The organism is Acidovorax sp. SRB_24, from assembly GCF_012931925.1.
Genome location: NZ_MWOM01000068.1, coordinates 1 through 19457, shown reverse-complemented (window position 1 = coordinate 19457; position 19457 = coordinate 1). Strand labels below are relative to the sequence as shown.

The 19457-nt window shown below is 67.2% G+C and carries 18 protein-coding genes and 2 pseudogenes; 12 read left to right on the top strand and 8 right to left on the bottom strand.

What is annotated here, in order from left to right; genetic code table 11:
• The 4 genes and pseudogenes from B2J89_RS17750 to B2J89_RS17735 all read right to left on the bottom strand — a co-directional run.
• Window positions 1-317: pseudogene (locus B2J89_RS17750) on the bottom strand (electron transfer flavoprotein subunit alpha/FixB family protein); the annotation flags it as partial.
• Between the two features lie 130 nt (window positions 318-447).
• Window positions 448-2526, bottom strand: coding sequence for an acetate--CoA ligase family protein (locus B2J89_RS17745; protein WP_169170294.1), 2079 nt, complete (start codon window positions 2524-2526; stop codon window positions 448-450).
• A complete protein-coding gene (locus B2J89_RS17740; protein ID WP_169170293.1) occupies window positions 2523-3497 on the bottom strand; it encodes a tripartite tricarboxylate transporter substrate binding protein in 975 nt (324 codons plus the stop codon). The genes B2J89_RS17745 and B2J89_RS17740 overlap by 4 nt, the downstream gene beginning before the upstream one ends.
• A 24-nt stretch (window positions 3498-3521) precedes the next feature.
• Window positions 3522-4676, bottom strand: coding sequence for an acyl-CoA dehydrogenase family protein (locus tag B2J89_RS17735; protein ID WP_169170292.1), 1155 nt, complete (start codon window positions 4674-4676; stop codon window positions 3522-3524).
• A gap of 180 nt (window positions 4677-4856) precedes the next feature.
• On the opposite strand from B2J89_RS17735, the gene B2J89_RS17730 reads away from it, so the two are divergent.
• Entirely contained in the window at window positions 4857-6188 is a 1332-nt protein-coding gene (locus B2J89_RS17730) for an MmgE/PrpD family protein (RefSeq protein WP_169170296.1), read from the top strand.
• Between the two features lie 6 nt (window positions 6189-6194).
• Window positions 6195-7281, top strand: a pseudogene (locus B2J89_RS17725) (AbrB family transcriptional regulator).
• A gap of 156 nt (window positions 7282-7437) precedes the next feature.
• Here the strand turns inward: B2J89_RS17725 and B2J89_RS17720 are convergent.
• Window positions 7438-8316, bottom strand: coding sequence for a LysR substrate-binding domain-containing protein (locus B2J89_RS17720; RefSeq protein ID WP_173024823.1), 879 nt, complete (start codon window positions 8314-8316; stop codon window positions 7438-7440).
• Between the two features lie 518 nt (window positions 8317-8834).
• Window positions 8835-10724, bottom strand: coding sequence for a glutamine--fructose-6-phosphate transaminase (isomerizing) (gene glmS / locus B2J89_RS17715; protein WP_169170291.1), 1890 nt, complete (start codon window positions 10722-10724; stop codon window positions 8835-8837).
• Window positions 10725-10853: 129 nt separating this feature from the next.
• Here glmS and B2J89_RS17710 point away from each other — a divergent pair, with 129 nt between their 5' ends.
• The 4 genes from B2J89_RS17710 to B2J89_RS17695 all read left to right on the top strand — a co-directional run bounded on the left by B2J89_RS17710 (window position 10854) and on the right by B2J89_RS17695 (window position 13941).
• Window positions 10854-11339 (top strand): Lrp/AsnC family transcriptional regulator, encoded by a 486-nt coding sequence (locus tag B2J89_RS17710; protein WP_169170290.1) that lies wholly within the window; start codon window positions 10854-10856, stop codon window positions 11337-11339.
• Window positions 11340-11486: 147 nt separating this feature from the next.
• Complete coding sequence (locus tag B2J89_RS17705) at window positions 11487-12476, top strand: DnaJ C-terminal domain-containing protein (protein ID WP_169170289.1); 990 nt, start codon at window positions 11487-11489, stop codon at window positions 12474-12476.
• A 2-nt stretch (window positions 12477-12478) separates the two neighbouring features.
• Window positions 12479-12802, top strand: coding sequence for a MerR family transcriptional regulator (locus B2J89_RS17700; RefSeq protein ID WP_169170288.1), 324 nt, complete (start codon window positions 12479-12481; stop codon window positions 12800-12802).
• Window positions 12803-12852: 50 nt separating this feature from the next.
• On the top strand, window positions 12853-13941 hold the full coding sequence (locus tag B2J89_RS17695) for a diguanylate cyclase (protein ID WP_169170287.1): 1089 nt from the start codon (window positions 12853-12855) through the stop codon (window positions 13939-13941).
• 34 nt (window positions 13942-13975) lie between these two features.
• Here B2J89_RS17695 and B2J89_RS17690 read toward each other — a convergent pair whose 3' ends face one another.
• Both B2J89_RS17690 and B2J89_RS17685 read right to left on the bottom strand, forming a co-directional pair.
• On the bottom strand, window positions 13976-14170 hold the full coding sequence (locus B2J89_RS17690; RefSeq protein WP_169170286.1) for a DUF2905 domain-containing protein: 195 nt from the start codon (window positions 14168-14170) through the stop codon (window positions 13976-13978).
• A 176-nt stretch (window positions 14171-14346) separates the two neighbouring features.
• Window positions 14347-15480: a class I SAM-dependent methyltransferase gene (locus B2J89_RS17685; RefSeq protein ID WP_169170285.1), complete on the bottom strand. Its 1134-nt coding sequence runs from the start codon at window positions 15478-15480 to the stop codon at window positions 14347-14349.
• Between the two features lie 11 nt (window positions 15481-15491).
• Here B2J89_RS17685 and B2J89_RS17680 point away from each other — a divergent pair, with 11 nt between their 5' ends.
• The 6 genes from B2J89_RS17680 to B2J89_RS17655 all read left to right on the top strand — a co-directional run.
• Window positions 15492-16277 (top strand): SDR family oxidoreductase, encoded by a 786-nt coding sequence (locus B2J89_RS17680; protein ID WP_169170284.1) that lies wholly within the window; start codon window positions 15492-15494, stop codon window positions 16275-16277.
• Between the two features lie 22 nt (window positions 16278-16299).
• Entirely contained in the window at window positions 16300-16671 is a 372-nt protein-coding gene (locus B2J89_RS17675; protein WP_169170283.1) for a dihydroneopterin aldolase, read from the top strand.
• 5 nt (window positions 16672-16676) lie between these two features.
• The gene (ttcA, locus tag B2J89_RS17670; RefSeq protein WP_169170282.1) at window positions 16677-17633 is read left to right on the top strand and encodes a tRNA 2-thiocytidine(32) synthetase TtcA; all 957 of its coding nucleotides are present in this window, start codon (window positions 16677-16679) and stop codon (window positions 17631-17633) included.
• A 43-nt stretch (window positions 17634-17676) separates the two neighbouring features.
• Entirely contained in the window at window positions 17677-18255 is a 579-nt protein-coding gene (locus B2J89_RS17665; RefSeq protein WP_169170281.1) for a DUF4136 domain-containing protein, read from the top strand.
• Entirely contained in the window at window positions 18255-18893 is a 639-nt protein-coding gene (locus B2J89_RS17660; protein WP_169170280.1) for a histidine phosphatase family protein, read from the top strand. The genes B2J89_RS17665 and B2J89_RS17660 overlap by 1 nt, the downstream gene beginning before the upstream one ends.
• Window positions 18877-19457: alanine racemase (locus B2J89_RS17655; protein WP_205763876.1), on the top strand; the 581-nt coding region annotated here is incomplete at its 3' end. The genes B2J89_RS17660 and B2J89_RS17655, both read left to right, overlap by 17 nt.

Below are 19457 nucleotides of genomic sequence, written 5' to 3'. Positions count from 1 at the left end.
GATCGCCACGATCACCTTCGAGTCCTTCATGCCCGCCAGGTGCTGGATCGCCCCCGAGATGCCGACGGCCACGTACAGCTCGGGCGCGACGATCTTGCCCGTCGCCCGACCTGCCAGTCGTTGGGCGCGTAGCCCGCGTCCACCGCCGCGCCCATCGCGGCTCCCAGCTTGTCGGCCAGCGGCGTGATGACTTCTTCGAACTTTTCCTTGCTCCCGAGCGCCTGCCCGCCCGAGACGATCACCTTGGCGGCGGTGAGCTCGGGGTAGTCGCTCTTGGCAATTTCGCTGCCGACGAAAACGCTTTTGCCTGTGTCTGCCGTAGTGACGCCGCCGCCAGCACAGGCGCGCACCATCGTGCCGCGTTTCGTGGCGGCTCCCCTGGGCAGCCAGTTGCCGCAAGGCGGCGTCGGGCCGCCACTACGTCTCTCGGGTCAGGCAGGCACAGGGTCATGCCTGGAAGATCAGTGCATCGACAGCCGTCACGCCCTGGCCTTCGGGTAAAATCAGCAGCGGATTCACCTCGGCCTCGACGATGCGCAACTCGGGCTTGAGCGCCAGTTGCGAGAGCGCGCTGACCGCACGCGCCAAGGCATCCAGGTCCCCCTTCGCCTTGCCACGCAGGCCCGTCAGCGGCTTGAGCGCATTGACCTCGGTAATCATCTCGCGCGCGGTCTCGACCGTGACCGGCGCGAGCCGGATGCTGCGGTCCTTGGCGACCTCCGCCCAGATGCCGCCAGCGGCCAGCATCACAATAGGGCCGGCCTCAGGGTCCACCCGGTAGCCCACCAAGACTTCGCCCAGGCCCTTCTGCATGGGCTGCACCAGCACCTCCTCACAAGCCGCCTGGGGCGCTTTGTCGGCCAGGTTCTGCCGCAAGGTGGCGATGGCGGTTGCGAACTCTTGCTCGTTACGGATGTTGAGCACCACGCCGCCCACTTCGGTCTTGTGCGGTATGTCAGCGGAGCAGACCTTGGCGACGACCGGGTAGGCAAACGGCAGGAGCTGGGTCGCGTCGGCATCGAATCGCCGGACAGCGGTGGGCGCGTGCGGCAGGCCGATCTCGTCGAGGATGCCGTAGGCCTGGGCCTCGCTCAGAGTGGTCCCGGCGGCCTGGCGTGCCAACGTGACGGGCTCCTGGCCGGGCTGCCGGCGTGCCAGGACGGCGGCGATGGCGTCGCCGCAGGCCTCGGGCGACCGAAAGCACGGTACGCCCGCCGCGGTGAGCGCAGCCAGCGCCTCGGGTGCATCGGGCACCAGCATGGCCGCGAGCGGCTTGGGCTGCCCTGCGCATTCGACGATAGGCTTGACGGCCAGTTGCGGCTGGAAGCGCGCAGACGACCCTACTACGGCCAGCACCAAGTCGAACTCGGGTGCAGCGAGCAAGATGTCCAGCGTGCCCTTCATGGTTTCGTACTTCGTACCCGCGAGCGTCATGTCGAGCACGCGGCCGGGCGTGCAGGGCAGGCCAGCCTGCTCCAGGCGCTTGAGCGTTTCTGCGGAAGGCGGTTCCACGACCACGCCCCGGATACCGAGCTGGTCCACAGCCATCGCCGCACCGCCGCCGGTGGTGGTGACCACACCCACGCGCTTGGGTGCACTCTCCAGCGGAATACGCTTGGCGAGCGGGAAGGTTTCGAGCAGCGCGTCCAGCACGCCCACACGGGCGATGCCCAAATCCTTGAAAAAGGCGTCGGCGATGTCGTCTTCGCCCGCAATGGCACCGGTGTGGGTGGTGGCCATCTCGGCGGCTGCGGCGCTGCGCCCGAGCTTGTAGGCGATCACCGGCTTACCCGCCCGGTGCGCCGCGCGCGCGAAGGCTCGCAGTTCGGGGCCGTGGCGCATGCTTTCCAGGAACAGCAAATAGCCCTCTATTGCAGGGTCATCCAGAGTGGCAGCGCAGATCTCGCCTACGTTCAGATCCACCTCGCTGCCCACCGACACCAGCCCAGCGAAACCTACGCCGCGCGCCTTTCCGCGCGAGACCAGCGCGCCGATCATGCTGCCGCTGTGCGAGGCGACGAAAACTTTCCCGGGCGGGATGTCCGGCTCGGCAAAGGCTGCGTTTGCCGTAAGCACCAGGCCCGTGCGCGGGTTGACCACGCCCAGGCTGCTCGGACCGAGGACGCGGATGCCCGTCTCGCGGGCTATCTGGCGTAGTTCTTCTTCGCGCTGCATGCCCTCGGTACCGGACTCGGAAAATCCACTGGCCAGAATGGTGACAACTTTCACGCCCAAGGCCGCGCATTCGCGCACCGCTGGGATCACGGTTTCTGTGGGCGTGAGCACGAAGACTTGGTCTGGCACCTCAGGCAGGCTTTGCAGGCTGGGCCAGGCCTGCAGGCTCTGAACCTCGGCCCGCTTGGGGTTGATCGGATAGATGCGACCGGCAAAACCCGAGCGCTTCAGGAACTGCACGGGCCGCCCGCCCATTTTGCTCACGTCGTCCGAGGCGCCGTAGAGGGCGATGCTGACCGGATGGAAAAGCGCCTGTGCCAGCGCAGTCGTGTTGTCGTTGTGTGGTTTCATTGCGTGTCGATTTTGATGTTCTTGAACTGCTCGCCCCAGTGCGCGACCTCGCGCTGGATGTCGCCGCGAAACTCCTCGGGGCTGCTGCCGATCACGATAGCGCCCAAGGACTCCAGCTTGGCTTTGATTTCAGGGGTTTGTAGCGCCTCGACGGCTGCTGCGTGGAGCATATTGACGATGACAGGGGGCGTGCCCGCCGGGGCGAGCAGGCCGTTCCACGAGTCCGAAACCATCGCCGGAAAACCCACCTGCGCGAAGGTGGGCACGTCGGACAGGCCCGACAGACGCTGCGGTCCAGCCACCGCCAGGGGTTTCACCTTGCCCGCCTGCAGAAACGACATGGCGCCACTGGCGGACACAAAGGCCAAATCCACATGCCCAGCAATCAAATCCGTCATGACATTGCTGGCCCCTTTGTAGGGGATGTGCGTGAACTGCACGCCCGCCAGGCGTTGGAGCAATTCGGTTGCCATGTGTTGCGACCCGCCCAGGCCGGTGGTGCCGTAGGTGAGCTTGCTCGGCTCTTTTTTCGCCAGGGCGATAAGCTCCTTGACATTGCCCACACCCAGGTCGGGCCGCACTGCGAGCACGCCGGGCGAGGAGGACAGCTTGGATATGGGCGTGAAGCTTTTGACGGCGTCGAACTTCAGCTTCTTGTAGACGTAACTGTTCATCGTGAGCGGAGCGGCGGCTACCAGCAATGTGTAGCCGTCGGCCGCGGCAGCGGCCACAGTTTCGGAAGCGATGTTGGATCCGGCGCCGGGGCGGTTGTCCACTATAAAAGGCTGGCCCAGCCGCGTCTGCAGATGAACCGCGATCATGCGCGCAACCAGATCGGTAGGGCCACCTGCAGAATAGCCCACGATGATACGCACGGGCTTGGCGGGGTAGGCGGCATCGGCCATGGCACCACCGGCCATGGCCAGAGTCAGCGCCGCGCAGGCGGCCACCGAGAAATTGCGACGATTCATATCTGTCTCCGTGATTTGTAGTTTTCAGTCTTTGCTTGAACGCTGCGAGAACGTGCGGCCAAACACGCCTTCGGCGATGCGGTTCTTCAGGATCTCGATGGAGCCGCCGGCGATCATCCAGCCGCGCGTGCGCCTCACGCAGTACTCCACCAGCGACTCCTGGCTGAAACCCATGCCGCCCATCACCTGGAGCGCATCGTTGGACACCTCCCAGCCGGCCATGTTGCAAGCCAGCTTGGCCATGGCCGTGCTTTGCGCGCTGGGCAGGCCATGTTCACCCTCCATGGCCGCGCGGTACAACATCAATTGCGCTTGTTCCAGCTTCATGGCCATGTCGGCAAACTTCCACTGCAGCCCCTGAAACTCGCACAGTTCGCGCCCGAACTGCTTGCGTGTCATGGCGTGCTCACGGGCCGCGTTGAAGGCGTAGCGACCCAGCGCCAGTGCGCGCGAGGAGTTGCCCAGGCGCTCCACGTTGAAGCCGGAAATCTGCTTCTTGAAGCCGCCCGGCCCCAGCAGCACGTTGGCGGCTGGAATGCGGCACTCATCGAAATAGAGCTGCGACCACTGCTCGCCGTTCATGAAGTTCGAGGGTGTGCCGACCTGAAAGCCGGGGGTGCCGCGCTCAACCAGCACCGAGCCAATGCCGCCCACGCCAGGCCCAAAGCGCACATAGATCAAGAACAGTTCCGCTTCCGGGCTATGGGTTGAAAACACCTTGCTGCCGTTGATGACATAGTGGTCGCCGTCCAGGCGGGCACTGGTCTTGAGTTCGGTGACAGCAGAGCCGGCATCGGGCTCGCTCATGCCCAGCGAGATCAGCTTGCGGCCCGCCAGCAGGTCGGGCAAAAAGCGCTGCTTTTGCTCGGGCGTGGCGTACTCGACGAAGGTGCGAATGGGTCCGAAGTTGCCCGCCTGCACGATGTCTGCACTCTTGGGGCAGACCAGCGCGATCTGCTCGATGGCCAGCACGGCGTGCATCAGCGTGCCGCCCTGGCCGTGGTCTTCCTCGGGGAAGGCAATGCCCAACAGGCCCTGCTCGGCCAGCAGCGCGGCCGTTTCCCAGGGGTAGTGGGGCGAATGCGCACGCGCCAGTGCGCCGTCCTTGAGCTTGGCCTGAGCAAAACGTGCCACCGAGTCGGCAAATGCCTGGTGCTCTTCACTGAGTTTGAAATCCATGTGCGTTCCTGCGGGGGTGTGTAAGTTGGCTCAATAGTGCCGACGCCTCCCTGTTTTGAGAACTTCGTCTTTTGTCAGGAGCCCCTACAAATACTCATACCACCACCACTTCTGCGAAGTTCACAGCAACACCCGCACGCGCGACGATACGTACCCATGCAAACAACATCGCTGAACCTCATGACCGCCGCCCAACGCTTTGCCGAATTCGCCTCGTCCCTGAACCAGGCAACTCTCGCGCCCGAAGTCATCCACCATGCCAAGCGCGCGATTGTTGACTGGTACGCGGCGCTCTTGCCTGGCGCCATCGAGCCCCCGCCCACGCTGCTGGAGCAGGCCCTGGCCGAAGACCTGGACCGTGGCGACGCACGACTGGCCCTGGGCCGTGCGGCCACCGTGCGCACGGCAGCGCTCATCAACGGCACGGCCGCACACACCGTCGAGGTGGACGACATCTACCGCGAGGCCATTTACCACCCCGGCGCCCCCACCATCGCCGCCGCGTTGGCGATGGCCCAGGCGCGGCGGGCCACCGGGCTGCAGATGATCCGCGCCGTGGTGGCGGGATATGAGGTCTCCACGCGCATTGGTGCGGCGCTGGGACGCGCTCACTACCGCTACTGGCACAACACGGGCACGGTGGGCACCTTTGGCGCCGCGTCAGCCGCAGCCACGCTGCTGGGACTGGACGCCGAGCGCCAAGCGCACGCGCTCTGCACGGGTGCCACCTTTGCGGCCGGTCTGCAGCAGGCGTTTCGGATGGATTCGATGTCCAAGCCGCTGCATGCGGGCCACGCCGCCGAGGCTGGCGTGCTGGCCGCTTTGGCGGCCGAGCGCGGTGTGACCGGCTCGCTCGACGTGCTCGATGGTGACGCCGGCATGGGCCGGGCCATGGGTGACGCGCCCGACTGGAGCCAGGCCACCTCCACGTTAGGGCGCGACTTCCACATCACACGCATGACGTTTAAGAACCACGCCTGCTGCGGCCACACCTTCGCGCCCATCGACGGCGCGCTGGAACTGCAGACGCGCATGGGCCTGCGCTGGCAGGAGCTGGACGCCGTGGAGGTCGCCACCTACGGCCCGGCGCTGGCGGTGGCAGGCAACTTCACGCCCCGCACTGCGGCTGAGGCGCGCTTTTCCATCCCATTCGTGGTGGCTACGGCCCTGATCTACGGCAGCGTGCGCCTGTCGGCCTTCACGCCCGAGCGCCTGGAAGATGCGGAAATCCGCGCGCTCATGGCGCGCATCCGACTCACAGTCGATCCCGCGCTGGATACGGGTTTTCCGGGCCAGCGGGCCGCGCGCTTGCACTTCGCCACCACGGACGGCCGGCAAGCGGAGTACCTGCAACCCACGCGCAAAGGCGATCCAGAGCAGCCCCTGACGGACGAAGAGCTCTCCGGCAAATTCATGGAGCTGGCCGCGCCGGTGGTAGGCGATGAGCGTGCGCGCACCTTGCTGGACGGCCTCTGGGCACTGGACACGCGCACACACCTGCTGGATCTCTGACGGCCCATGCGCAGCGCTCCATCCAAACTCCTCACTCTCCTGCTGGCCTGGACGGCTGCCGAAATCTGCCGCCGCCTGCACATGCCTGTGCCGTGGATGGTCGGCCCGCTGCTCGCCACGGCACAGGCCACGCTGGCCGGTCTGCCCACGTGCAGCAGCCTGCGGCTGCGCAATGGTGGGCAATGGATGATGGGCGCGTCGCTGGGTCTGTATTTCACGCCCACCATCGTGACCCAGCTGGTCAACCTGTGGTGGGCGGCGGTCGCTTGGTCGCTGGTGCTCGGCATGGTGTATGGACACTGGCTGTACCGCTCCTGCGCAGGCCGGTTGCGCGGCGTGCACGATGAGGCGCTGCGACCCTCGGCCTACTTCACGGTGCCATCGGCGCGGCATCCGAGATGACGCTGCTCGCCGAGAGGGAAGGCGCGCGTACCGACCTCGTTGCCACCTCGCACAGCCTGCGCGCATGCTGATCGTATTGCTGGTCATGCCCTTCGGCATGCTGCTGGCGAAGTTCTGGTGGAACCTGGAGGTGGTGGATCACGCTCCAACGGCCAGCGCGCCCTTCACGGTGGTGGGCGGGGCATGGCTGGCGCTGTTTACTGTGGCAGGGGGCTTGGCCCTGAAGCTGCTTCGCCTACCCAACCCCTGGTTTCTCGGCCCACTGCTGATGGCCATCGGGCTGGCCGCCAGCGAATCGGCTCCTGCGACCGTGCCCACGCTGCTATCCAACACGGCGCAGCTGGTCATCGGCGTCAGCCTGGGCGTGCGCTTCAGCCCGCAATTCCTGCACACCGCGCCGCGTTGGCTCGCGCGCGTGGCGCTGGGTACCGTGGGCCTGATAGCGGCCTGCGCTGCGTTTGGCGTGTTGCTGGTATGGGTCACGGGGCTGCATCCGGCTACCGCCATTCTGGGCACAGCGCTTGGCGGCATGACGGAGATGTCCATCACCGCCAAGGCGCTGCAATTGGGCGTACCCCTCGTCACCGCCCTGCAGGTGACGCGGCTGGTAGCGGTGCTGATTCTGGTGCGGCCGGCATACCGCCTGTGGGGGACTGGTCTTCGCGAGGGCATGCGTTCGCGGCAGCCATGACCAAAGCGCTCCCGCGGCTATGCGATGAACTACTATCCGGCAATCTACCGCCTGGCGCGCGCTCAAGAAGCCTAACTTCTTGCGCATACCTGGCCTGTATTTCGGAGTCAAATCCGCTAGAAATCCACTATCTGCAGGAACAAGCAGCTCACCTTTTCATAGTTGCCTCGCCTCGCGCATCAGCCAGTCCTTGAACGCGGCGATCTTGTCAGAGTGGCGCTGCAGCGCCGGCGTGACGATGTAGTGACCCTGGCCCGTGCTTAGCGGGCGTGCGAAAGGGCGCACGAGGCGGCCGGCCTGGAAGTCGGAGTCCAGCATATGCTGCTGGCCGATGGCAATGCCAAGGCCGTCCATGGCCGCCTGCCAGGTGAGGATGGAACTGCTGAAAACCATCTTTTCGGCCGTCTCGAACACATCGGTCATTCCCGCGTGCGCGAGCCAGCGCGGCCAGTCGTCCTTGCGGTACTTAGAGACCAGCAGGCGCTTTCCGCGCAGCCCTTCTAGGGTCGCCGCGCCCTCGATGAAACCAGACGCGCAGACCGGCTCCACGACGTCCTCCAGCAACAGCGTGGCATCAGCGTCGGGCCAGGCGCCGACGCCCAGCACGATGGCAAGGTCGCACTTCTCCACTCCGAAATCCAGCTGCGCGTTGCTGTTGAGGATGGATACCTCCACCTCCGGGTGCTGTGCCTTGAAGTGCGGCAGACGCGGGATTAGCCAGCGCGCCGTGAGCGTGGTGTAGGTGCGCACGCGGATGACGTTGTTGGAATATTTTTGCGTGATGAAAGCGGTGGCGGCGGAGATTTCCTTGAACGCCGGCCCGATCCTGCGTGCGTAGGTTTCTCCGATTTCGGTAAGTCGCACGCCAACTCGTTCGCGTGCGAAGAGCTGCACACCCAGGTATTCCTCCAGCACGGCCACCTGCCGACTCACGGCCGACTGACTCACATTCAGCTCGCTGGCCGCCAACGTGAGATTACTGGTGCGTGCGACGACTTCAAAGACCTTGAGAGGATTGAGTGGGGGTGTTTTCATCAGAATGCCATTGTCAAGCCTGCCGGTTGGACTTATCGAGCCCGCTCCGGGACGGTTCAATACCGGCTGCCACTAGCGCCGCAAGTAGGCTTTGCCGGCCGTGCTCCCATCCGTGGAGTGACCATTTCAAAAGGTACAGGGCATCCAGGCCAAGGTTGGCCAACTTCCAGTGTCACCATTAGCAGTCATCCGGCGATTAATGCAGGGCGGCCGCTATCAGCCTGATGCGGTCACCACAGCTCCAACAGGCTGCCCATGACGAAAAACGATTGGCTTTTCACCAACAAAAAAGAGCGCTCGGGAAGAGCGCTCTTTTTTCTGTAGCAATCGTTGCATGGCCTAAGGGAGCAAGGCTCGCATTCATTCCACCCAAGAATCAACTGGATCTATGTTTACGACTTTACGGTTACAAATCACCTGCCCGCAAACCCGCATGGATGCTAGAGGCTTGTTTACGACTTTATTTGCATGTTTACGACTTTAATTACCCGGAATAGCCCTTGCTGCATCACCCCACGCTACTCCACCGTGACGCTTTTCGCGAGGTTGCGGGGCTTGTCCACATCCGTTCCGCGCGCGCAGGCCGTGTGGTAGGCCAGCAGCTGCAGCGGCACCACGTGCAGCAAGGGGCTGAGCGGGCCGTAGTGGTCGGGCATGCGGATGACGTGGACGCCTTCGCTGCTGTCGATGCGCGTGTCGGCGTCGGCAAGCACATAGAGCACTCCGCCGCGCGCGCGCACCTCCTGCATGTTGCTTTCGAGCTTTTTCAGCAGCGTATCGTTGGGCGCCACCGTGACCACGGGCATGGCGCTGGTCACCAGCGCCAGCGGGCCATGCTTGAGCTCGCCAGCCGGATAGGCCTCGGCATGGATGTAGCTGATTTCCTTGAGCTTGAGCGCGCCTTCGAGCGCGATCGGGTAGTGCAGGCCGCGGCCCAGGAACAGGGCGTTTTCCTTGCGGGCAAAGTCTTCGGCCCAGCTGATGATCTGGGGCTCCAGCGCCAGCACGGCCTGCAACGCCACGGGCAGGCGGCGCATGGCCTTGAGGTGTTCGGCCTCTTGCGCTTCGCTCAGGCGCCCCTTGGCCTGCGCCAGCGCCAGCGTCAGCAAGAACAGACCCGCCAGCTGCGTGGTGAAGGCCTTGGTGCTGGCCACGCCGATCTCGACGCCGGCGCGCGTGATGTAGGCCAGCTTGCACTCCCGCACCATGGCGCTGGTGGCGACATTGCAGATGGTCAGCGTGTGCTGCATGCCCAGGCCCTGCGCGTGGCGCAGCGCGGCCAGCGTGTCGGCAGTTTCGCCCGACTGGCTGATGGTCACCACCAGCGTGCGCGGGTTGGGCACCGATTCGCGGTAGCGGTATTCGCTGGCCACCTCGACCTGGGTCGGTAGCTTGGCGATGGACTCCAGCCAGTACTTGGCCGTGCAGCCGCTGTAGTAACTGGTGCCGCAGGCCAGGATGAGCACCGAGTCGATCTCCTGGAAGACCCGGTAGGCGCCGTCGCCAAACAGCTCGGGCACGATGCCGACCACGCCTTCGAGCGTGTCGCCAATGGCGCGCGGCTGCTCGAAGATCTCCTTTTGCATGTAGTGGCGGTAGGGCCCGAGTTCGGCCGCGCCGCTGTGCGCGTGCACGGTGCGCACCGGGCGCTGCGCGGGCGCGAGCGAGCGGCCATCGCGCCCCACCACCCAGTAGCGGCCCAACTGCAGGTCCACCAGGTCGCCTTCTTCGAGGTAGACGATCTGGTCGGTCACGCCGGCCAGGGCCATGGCGTCGCTGGCCAGGAAATGCTCCTTGCCATCCTGGCCCACGCCCAGGATGAGGGGCGAGCCGGCGCGCGCGCCGACCACGCGGTGCGGCTCGTCTTTGTGCATCACCGCAATCGCAAACGCGCCGTGCAGTTGCGCCACGGCGGCCTGCACTGCCTCGAACAAGTCGCCGCTGTAGAGGCTATCCACCAGGTGGGCAATGACCTCGGTGTCGGTCTGGCTGGCGAACACGTAGCCGCGCCCGCGCAAATGGGTGCGCAGCGCTTCAAAGTTTTCGATGATGCCGTTGTGCACCACGGCCACGCGGCCTGCGGCGGCGCCAGCGGGCTCGGTGTCCGCGCCGGCGCCATAGCTGAAATGCGGGTGGGCGTTGCACTCCACGGGCGCACCGTGCGTGGCCCAGCGGGTGTGGGCAATGCCGGTCGCGCCTTCGACGGGCGTGGTTTGCACCTGTTCCAGCAGCTCGGCCACGCGTGCCGTGCTGCGTGCGCGCTGCAGGCCACCGCCGCCCGCGCCCAGGCTGGCCATGTGCACCGCCACGCCGCACGAGTCGTAGCCCCGGTATTCGAGGCGCTGCAGACCCTGGACGAGGATGGGGACGATATTGCGCGCTGAAACCGCGCCGACGATGCCGCACATAAGAAATCTCCGGTGGAAAGTGGTGCCATGGTAGGCGCAGCACTCAGAAATATCCGATTGATATTTGTATATAAATGAACTTATATTCCATAAAATAGCACTCATGAAATTAAAATCTATAAAAATCACATGAATGAATTTTTTGATCTTGATGCCACCGACCTGTTGCTGCTGGACCTGCTGCAAAACGACGCCGCGCAAAGCAACCAAGCGCTGGCCGCGCGCGTGCATGTCTCGCCGCCCACCTGCCTGCGCCGCGTCAAACGCCTGCACGCCGCCGGCCTGATCGAGCGCCAGGTGGCCCTGCTGCAGCCCGAGCGCGTGGCGGCGCTGGTGGGCCATGGTCTGCAGGCGATCGTGGAGATCACGCTGGAGCGCCAGGGCGTCGAACTGCTCGATGCGTTCGAGGCGCGCGCCGTGCAGGACGCGGCCGTGCAGCAATGCTGGCGCGTCTCGCCCGGTCCCGACTTCGTGCTGGTCACGCACACGCGCGACATGCCCGCCTACCTGGCGCTGGCGCAGCGGCTCTTCACCAGCGACGCCAACGTGCGCAATGTGCGCGCGTTCTTCAGCACCCGGCGGGCCAAGTTCGATCCGCGCGTGCCTTTGGCATGAAAAACCACCCAAACGCTTTATCAGCAAGCGCAAATAGCTATTAAATAAATAGCATCCAATGCCTCCGCCCTCGCATGCCTAGCGAAACGCTTGCCGCGCCCCGGCAATCGCGTAGAGTGCAGGCAGCCCACGGACAGGAGCACCGGCATGGAGTTCAAGGACTACTACCAGGTTCTCGGCGTCGCCAAGAACGCGAGCGCCGAAGACATCAAGAAGGCCTACCGCAAGCTCGCCCGCAAGTACCACCCGGACGTGAGCAAAGAGCCCCACGCCGCCCAGCACATGAGCGAGGTCAACGAGGCCAACGCCGTACTCTCCGACCCCGAAAGGCGCGCCGCCTACGACAACCTGGGCGCCCAGGCGGCGCAGGCGGCGCATGGGGGCCGCGATTTCCGGCCGCCGCCCAACTGGGACGCGGGCTTCGAGTTCTCGGACGACGGCACTGCGGGCGACGCGGGCGACTTCAGCGACTTCTTCGAGCAGCTGTTTGGCCGCGCCGCGCGCGCCCAGCACGCCCAGCGCGGCCACCGTACGCATGGCGGCGATGGACGGCATGCCGAGCCGGGCAGCGACCACCACGCCAAGATCGAACTGGACCTGCGCGACGCCTACCACGGTGCCGAGCGCACCATCCACCTGCGCGGCGCGCACCTGGACGCCCACGGCCATCTGGTGCCCGACGAGCGCAGCCTGCAGGTCAAGATCCCCAAAGGCGTGCGCGAAGGCCAGCTGATCCGCTTGGTCGGCCAGGGCAGCCCCGGCACCGGCGGCGCGCCCGCGGGCAACCTGTTCCTCGAAGTGCATTTCACGCCGGGCGGGCCCTGGCGCGCCGAGGGCCGCGACGTCTACCAGCCCCTGCCCCTGGCGCCCTGGGAGGCCGCACTGGGCGCCAGCGTCGAAGTGCTGACGCCCACCGGCCCCGTGGAGGTGAGCGTGCCCGCGCACTCGCGGCCCGGCCGCAAGCTGCGCCTCAAAGGCCGCGGCATCCCATCGACGCCGCCGGGCGACCTGTACCTGGAGCTCGACATCGCCCAGCCCCCGGCCGACAGCGACAGCGCGCGCGCCGCCTATGCCGCGCTGGCCAAGGCCTTCCCGCACTTCAATCCGCGCCAGAACCACCGCGCCGAAGGAGCCTGACCATGACCCACGCATTCCACCTCCCCGTGCAACTGGGCGAGCTGCTGGACGAGCATGCGCTCACGCGCGAAGAGCTGGCGCGCGCCTGCCGCCGCCACCCGGACTGGGTGAGCGCGCGCGTCGAGGCCGGCGTGATCGAAGTCGCCTCGCCGGGCACGGGCGAATGGCATTTCACGGGCACCACGCTGGTGCGCGCACGCCGCATCGCGCAACTCGAGGCGACGTTTGACGCCGACCCCTACCTGGCCGCGCTGACCGCCGACCTGATCGAAGAGGTGGCGCAGCTGCGCCAGCGCCTGGCCCAGCGCGGAGACGGGACGCAGTGACAACTCTGCGCACAAGTGTTACAAACAGCAACCACTTCCGCCTGCGCACCATGCCCGACCCGCTCCCCACCGCCACGCAGGACACCGCGCCCGCACCGCGCCAGCGCATCCCACGCCATATCTACCCGCTGCGCGTGCTGGGCATGGGGCTGGGCGCGCTGCTCGTGGGCAGTGTGCTGCGCGAGCTGCAGGCCCCGGCACCGCACTGGGCGCTGCTGGTGGCAACGCTGCTGTGGCCGCACCTGGCCTACCTGCTGGCGCGCCGCAGTGCGGACCCCTACCGCGCGGAAGTGCGCAACCTGCTGGTCGACTCGGCCATCGTCGGTCTGTGGGTGCCGCTGATGCACTTCAACCTGCTGCCCAGCACGGTGCTGGTGGCGGTCACCACCTATGACAAGATCAGCACCGGCATCAAGCGCCTGTGGCTGCATTCGCTGCCCGGCATGCTGGGCGTGGGCGCGCTCGCCACCCTGGTCACGCAACCCGCACCCTGGCTGGAGAGCCCGCTCACGGTGGTGGCGTGCACGCTGCCTTTGCTCGTCGTCCACACGCTCGCTACCAGCATGGCCAGCTACCGGCTGATCCGCACCGTCTCGCGGCAGAACCGCCAGCTCGAAGCACTGCGGCAGCTCGACGCCCAGACCGGCCTGTACGCGCGCAACCACTGGCAGGAGCAGGCAGAAGCGGCGCTGCGCCACGCCCAGGCCAGCGGCGAGCCCGCGTGCCTGCTGATGATCGACATCGACCATTTCAAGCCGGTCAACGACATCCATGGCCACACCGTGGGCGATGAGGTGATCGGCGCCGTGGGCCGCATCATCCGCGACTGCGTGCGCGCCCAGGACTGCGCGGGCCGCTACGGCGGCGACGAATTCGCCGTGGTCTGCCGCCGCACCACGCCCGACGAGGCGCTGGCCATCGCCCAGCGCATCCGCGAGCGCGTGCAGGCATTGCGCCTGCACGCGCTGCCCCAGCTGCGCCTGACGGGCAGCATCGGCGTGGCCCAGGCCGGGCCGCAGCATGCACAGCTGCGCGACTGGATGAACGAGACCGATGCCGCGCTCTATGGCGCCAAGCACGGCGGGCGCAACCGGGTCGCGCATGCCGGCGCGGACGCCCTTGCGCACGCCTCTGCCTGACGTGCCGCGGCGCCGCCCCCGCATTTTCTCGGCGCTAGAGCCACTTCACCGCCAAGCTCAGCAGCAAGCTCAGCAGCACCGTGCTCGCCAGCGGAATGAACCAGTCGCGGCCGAACAGGCGAAAGTGAAAATCCCCCGGCAGCCGCCCCAGCCCGAGGCGGCGCAGCCACGGCGTGAGGCCGTTGATCAGCACCAGCGCCAGAAAGACGACGATGAGCCAGCGGATCATCTCAGTGGTCCATTGCGCTGCGCGCCACCCGCAGCGCTTGAAACAGGCGCGGCCAGGCCAGCATCCGCCGCGCAAGGGCCGCCCCGCAGCGCTGGCGGCGTCCCCCTTCCCGCTTTGCGCAGCAATGCGAAGGAAGGGGGAAGGCGCGAAGCGCCTCAGGGGGTTGTCGTTTCATTTCACAGCCGGTGCGTGCGGTCGCCGTGCGCAAAGCCCAGAGCGTCCCAGGGCTCGCCCTTGCACAGCGCCAGCACCTTGAACAGCTCGCCCATCTCATGCTCCATGATCAATTTGGCCGCCAGCGTCCGCTGGGCCAGCGGTTGCAGCTCCATTTTTGGGAGCAAGCCGCAGTTGATGAGGAAGTGCGCCTGCGTCGTGTAGCCGAGCACGCTCCAGCCCTGGCCTGGGGGCAGGGCCTGGTCTTGCGCGGCCAGCGCCATGGCGGTGAAGTTGACGTGGGCGGTGATGTCCTTGAGGCCTACGTCGGCCAGCGGGTTGTCGTCCGCCTGGTGCGCGCGGTGGCACATCACCGTGCCCATGTGGCGCTGCGGGTGGTAGTACTCGCCCTCGCCAAAGCCGTAGTCGAGGAAGAACGCCGCGCCGCGCGTGAGGCGATCGCCCAGCGTGTGGAGGAAGGCCTCCGCCTGCGGATGGACCTCGGTCAGGTAGTCGTGCGGGCCCTCGATCTCGACCGGCGGGCGCAGATCGGTGGGCCGGTCTGCCCAGGCAAAGGCGCCGTCCCGCCAGGCCACGCCGCGCTCGTGCCAGACGCCGCCCTGCGCGCCGCCGTGGCGCGCGAGCAGCTTGACCGGCATGGCATCGAGCACCTCGTTGCCGACGACCACGCCCTCGAAGGCGTCCGGCAGCGCGTCCACCCAGCGCAGCTTGTCGGCGTGCGCGGCCAGCAGCGCCTGCTGGCGCGCGCGCAGGCTGCCCGACAGGTCGACGATGGTGTAGCGGCGCACCGCGCCGCCCAGCGCGTCGAGCAGCTGCAGCGCGAGCGCGCCCGAGCCCGCGCCGAACTCCCAGACCTCGTCGGTGCCGGTGTGCGCAAGCGCCTCGCCCACCTGCGCCGCCAGCGTCTGGCCGAACAGCGGCGTGAGCTCGGGGGCGGTCACAAAGTCGCTGCCCGAGCCCGGCATGGCGCCGAACTTGGGCAGCTCGCCGGCGTAGTAGCCTAGGCCCGGCGTGTACAAGGCCAGCGCCATGAAACGGTCAAAGCCGATCCAGCCGCCGCGCGCTGCAATGGCCTGCGCGATGTGGGCTTGCAGGGCGGTCGTTAAACTTGTTGGTTCTTTCGTCACGGCACGCATTGTCCCTCCGAATGTCCGAACCCTCCCGTCCGCGCACCGTCCTGGTGACCGGCGCCGCCCGGCGCCTGGGCCGCAGCATTGCGCTGGCCCTGGCCGCCGGCGGCTGGCAGGTGGCGGTGCACTACCGGGCGTCCGCGCGGGACGCTATCGATACGGTAGCTGCCTGCGCAGAGCTGTCGGGCGCCAGCGCCCATTTTGATGCCAACTTCGAGGACGAGGCCGCCGTGCGTGCGCTGCTGCCGCGCGTGGTGGCGCACTTTGGTGCCGTCGACGCCGTAGTCAACAGCGCCTCGCTGTTTGCGCACGACGACGCCGCCAGCTTCGGCTTTGCCGCGATGGAGCAGCACCTGCGCAGCAACACCGGCGCGCCCATCGTGCTGGCGCAGGCGCTGCACGCGCACCTGCAGGCGCGCGCCGACGCGGGCGAGGACGGCGCGCACGGCGCCGTAGTCAACCTGCTCGACCAGAAGCTGTGGAACCAGAACCCCGATTTCGTCAGCTACACATTGTCCAAGGCCGCGCTCGAAGCCGCCGGCACGATGCTGGCGCTGGCGCTCGCGCCGCGCGTGCGGGTGGTCGGCGTGGCGCCCGGCCTGACGCTGACCAGCCACCTGCTGAGCGACGAAAAGTTCGCCGCGCTGCATGCGCTCAGCCCGCTCGGGCGCTCATCCACGGCTGACGATGTGGCCCATGCCGTGCGCTTTGCGCTCGAAAACCGCTCGGTCACGGGCACGACCTTGCTGGTCGACGGCGGCCAGCACCTGATGAAGTTTGACCGCGACTTCTCCATGATGTGAGCACAGGCTCACCCTACAATCCATGAACCAAGCCATTGGCAACCAGACCCTGACCCTGACCGGGCTGCGCTTCGACGCCAACCTGGGCATCCTGGCGCACGAGAAAAACGCCCCGCAACCGATCCAGGTCGACGCCGAACTGAGCCTGGGCGTGCAGCCGCTGGCGCCGCGCGACGACGACATCGGCCATGTGCTCGACTACCGGCGCGTGCGCCAGATCATCATCGACGAGTGCACGGCCGAGCATGTGAACCTGCTCGAGAGCCTGATCGGCAAGCTGGCCCAGCGGCTGATGCAGTTGCCCGGCGTGCTGGGCGTGCGCGTGAAAATCGCCAAGCTTGAAATTTTTGACGACTGCGAAGTAGCGATCCGCATGCAAACAGGACAGTGGTGAACAACATGAACGCAACCCAAACCAGCTTGGAGACCAGCGCCTGGACGGGCGAAGACGCCGCAGCGCCCGCGCGCCCGGCGGCCGACTTCAAGATCGAGCGCGAAACGCACAAGCTCGAGAAGCGCCTGTGCCGCGAGGTCGGCCGCGCCGTCGTGCACTACAACATGATCGAGGACGGCGACAAGGTCATGGTCTGCATGTCGGGCGGCAAGGACAGCTACACCCTGCTCGACATCCTGCTCAAGCTCAAGGCCCGCGCGCCGATCCACTTCGACCTGATCGCGGTCAACCTCGACCAGAAGCAGCCCGGCTTTCCCGAGCATGTGCTGCCCGAATACCTGGCCAGCACCGGCGTGCCGTTCCACATCGAGAACGAGGACACCTACAGCATCGTCAAGCGCCTGATCCCCGAGGGCAAGACCACCTGCAGCCTGTGCAGCCGGCTGCGCCGCGGCATTTTGTACCGCGTGGCCGACGAGCTTGGCGCCACAAAAATAGCGCTCGGCCACCACCGCGACGACATCCTGCAGACGCTGCTGCTCAACATGTTCTTTGGCGGCAAGATGAAGAGCATGCCGCCCAAGCTGGTCAGCGACGACGGCCGCCATGTCGTGATCCGCCCGCTCGCCTTCGTCGCCGAAAAGGACACGCAGCGCTGGTCGCAGCACCGCAACTTCCCCATCATTCCGTGCAACCTCTGCGGCAGCCAGGAGAACCTGCAGCGCAAGCAGGTCGGCGAGATGCTGCGCGACTGGGAGAAGAGATTCCCCGGCCGCGTCGAAAACATGTTCAACGCGTTGCAGAACGTGGTGCCGAGCCACCTGCTCGACGGTGCGCTGTACGATTTCAAGGGCGCGCGCGCCACCGGCATCGCCGACGAGAACGGCGACAAGGCCTTCGACACCGAGGAGTTTGCCGCCGCGCCGGGCCTGCCCGGCGTGCAGGTGGTACGCATCACCTGAGACCAGCGCCGCGGCGTCCACCCCTTCCACCCAAGGAGCTGCCATGAAATGGATCCGATGGCCCCTGCTGTGCGCGGCGCTGGCGCTCGCCGGCTGCGCCAGCCAGCGCCTGGTCGACAGCGACGTGCAGTCGTTCTCGCGCCTGGCCGCCCTGCCCGCCACGCCCACCTACCGCTTCGAGCGCCTGCCCTCGCAGCAAGTCCAGGACGCCCAGCAATCGGCCATCGAGGCCCAGGCCACGCAGGCGATGTCCAAGGTGGGCCTGCGCTTCGATGCCACCGCGCCGTTTTACCGCGCGCAGGTCTACGCCCGCACCGAGCGCCAGCTGTCGCCCGACTGGTACGACCCCGGGTGGGGCTGGGGCGGCCTGGGCTGGGGCGGGCGCGGCTTCTATGGCGGCCTGTCGATGCGCTTTCCGCCGTCCACGCTGTACCGCCGCGAGGTCGGCCTGGTGCTGCGCGAGGCCGCCAGCGGCAACGTGGCCTACGAAACCCATGCGGTGCACGAAGGGCTCTGGAGCGACGACCCGGCCGTCTTCGGGGCCATGTTCGACGCCGCGCTCAGCGGCTTTCCGCTGCCGCCGCCCGGGCCGCGCCGCATCAATGTAGAGATCCCACGCTGATGGACGCCACCCGCATCATTGCCGTGCGCCACGGCGAAACCGCCTGGAACGTAGACACGCGCATCCAGGGCCACCTCGACATCCCGCTCAACGACACCGGCCTGTGGCAGGCGCGCCAGCTCGGTCTGGCGCTGGCGGGCGAGCCCGTGGGCGCCATCTATGCCAGCGACCTGCAGCGCGCGCACGCCACGGCCCAGGCCGTGGCCGAGACCACGGGCGCGCCGCTGACGCCCGAACCCGGCCTGCGCGAGCGCAGCTTTGGCGAGCTGCAGGGCCGCACCTTCGCCGAGATCGAGGCCGAGCTGCCCGAGCAGGCGCGGCGCTGGCGCAAGCGCGACCCGCACTTCGCGCCCGAAGGCGGCGAGTCGCTGACCGCGCTGCGCGCGCGCATCGCCGCCACCGTGCAGCGCCTGGCCGCGCGGCACTGCGGCGAGCTGGTGGTGATGGTGGCGCACGGCGGCGTGCTCGACGTGCTCTACCGCCTGGCCACGGGCCAGGAGCTGCAGGCGCCGCGCACCTGGCAGCTGACCAACGCCGCCATCAACCGCCTGCTCTGGACGCCGGACGGCCTGACGCTGGTCGGCTGGGCCGACACCCAGCACCTCGACCAGGCCAGCCGCGATGAAACCCTTACCTGACGCGCTGCGCACCTGCCTGGGCCAGGGCGTGGACGCCATCGACACGCCCGCGCTGGTCGTCGACCTCGACGCGATGGAGCGCAACATCGAGCGCATGGCCGGCTTTGCGCGCCAGCACCGGGTGCGCTGGCGCCCGCACGCCAAGATGCACAAGAGCGCCGAAATCGCCTTGCTGCTGCAGCGCGCCGGCGCCACCGGCGCCTGCGTGCAGAAAACCGCCGAAGCCGAGGCCCTGGCCGCAGGCGGCGTGCGCGACATCTTCATCAGCAACGAGGTCATCGCGCCGCACAAGCTGCTGCGCGTGGCGCGCCTGGCCGCGCAGCTGGCGGCGCAGGGCGGGCACCTGGCCCTGGCGGTGGACAGCCTGGAGGGCATTGCGCGCCTGGCAGCGGCGATGGACCAGGCCGGCAGCGGCGCCGGCATCGATGTGTTCGTCGAGATCGACGTCGGCCAGGGCCGCTGCGGCGTGCCGCCCGGCGCACCCGCAGTGGCACTGGCCCAGGCCGTGGCGCGCCATGCGCGGCTGCGCTTTGCCGGCCTGCAGGCCTACCACGGCCGCGCGCA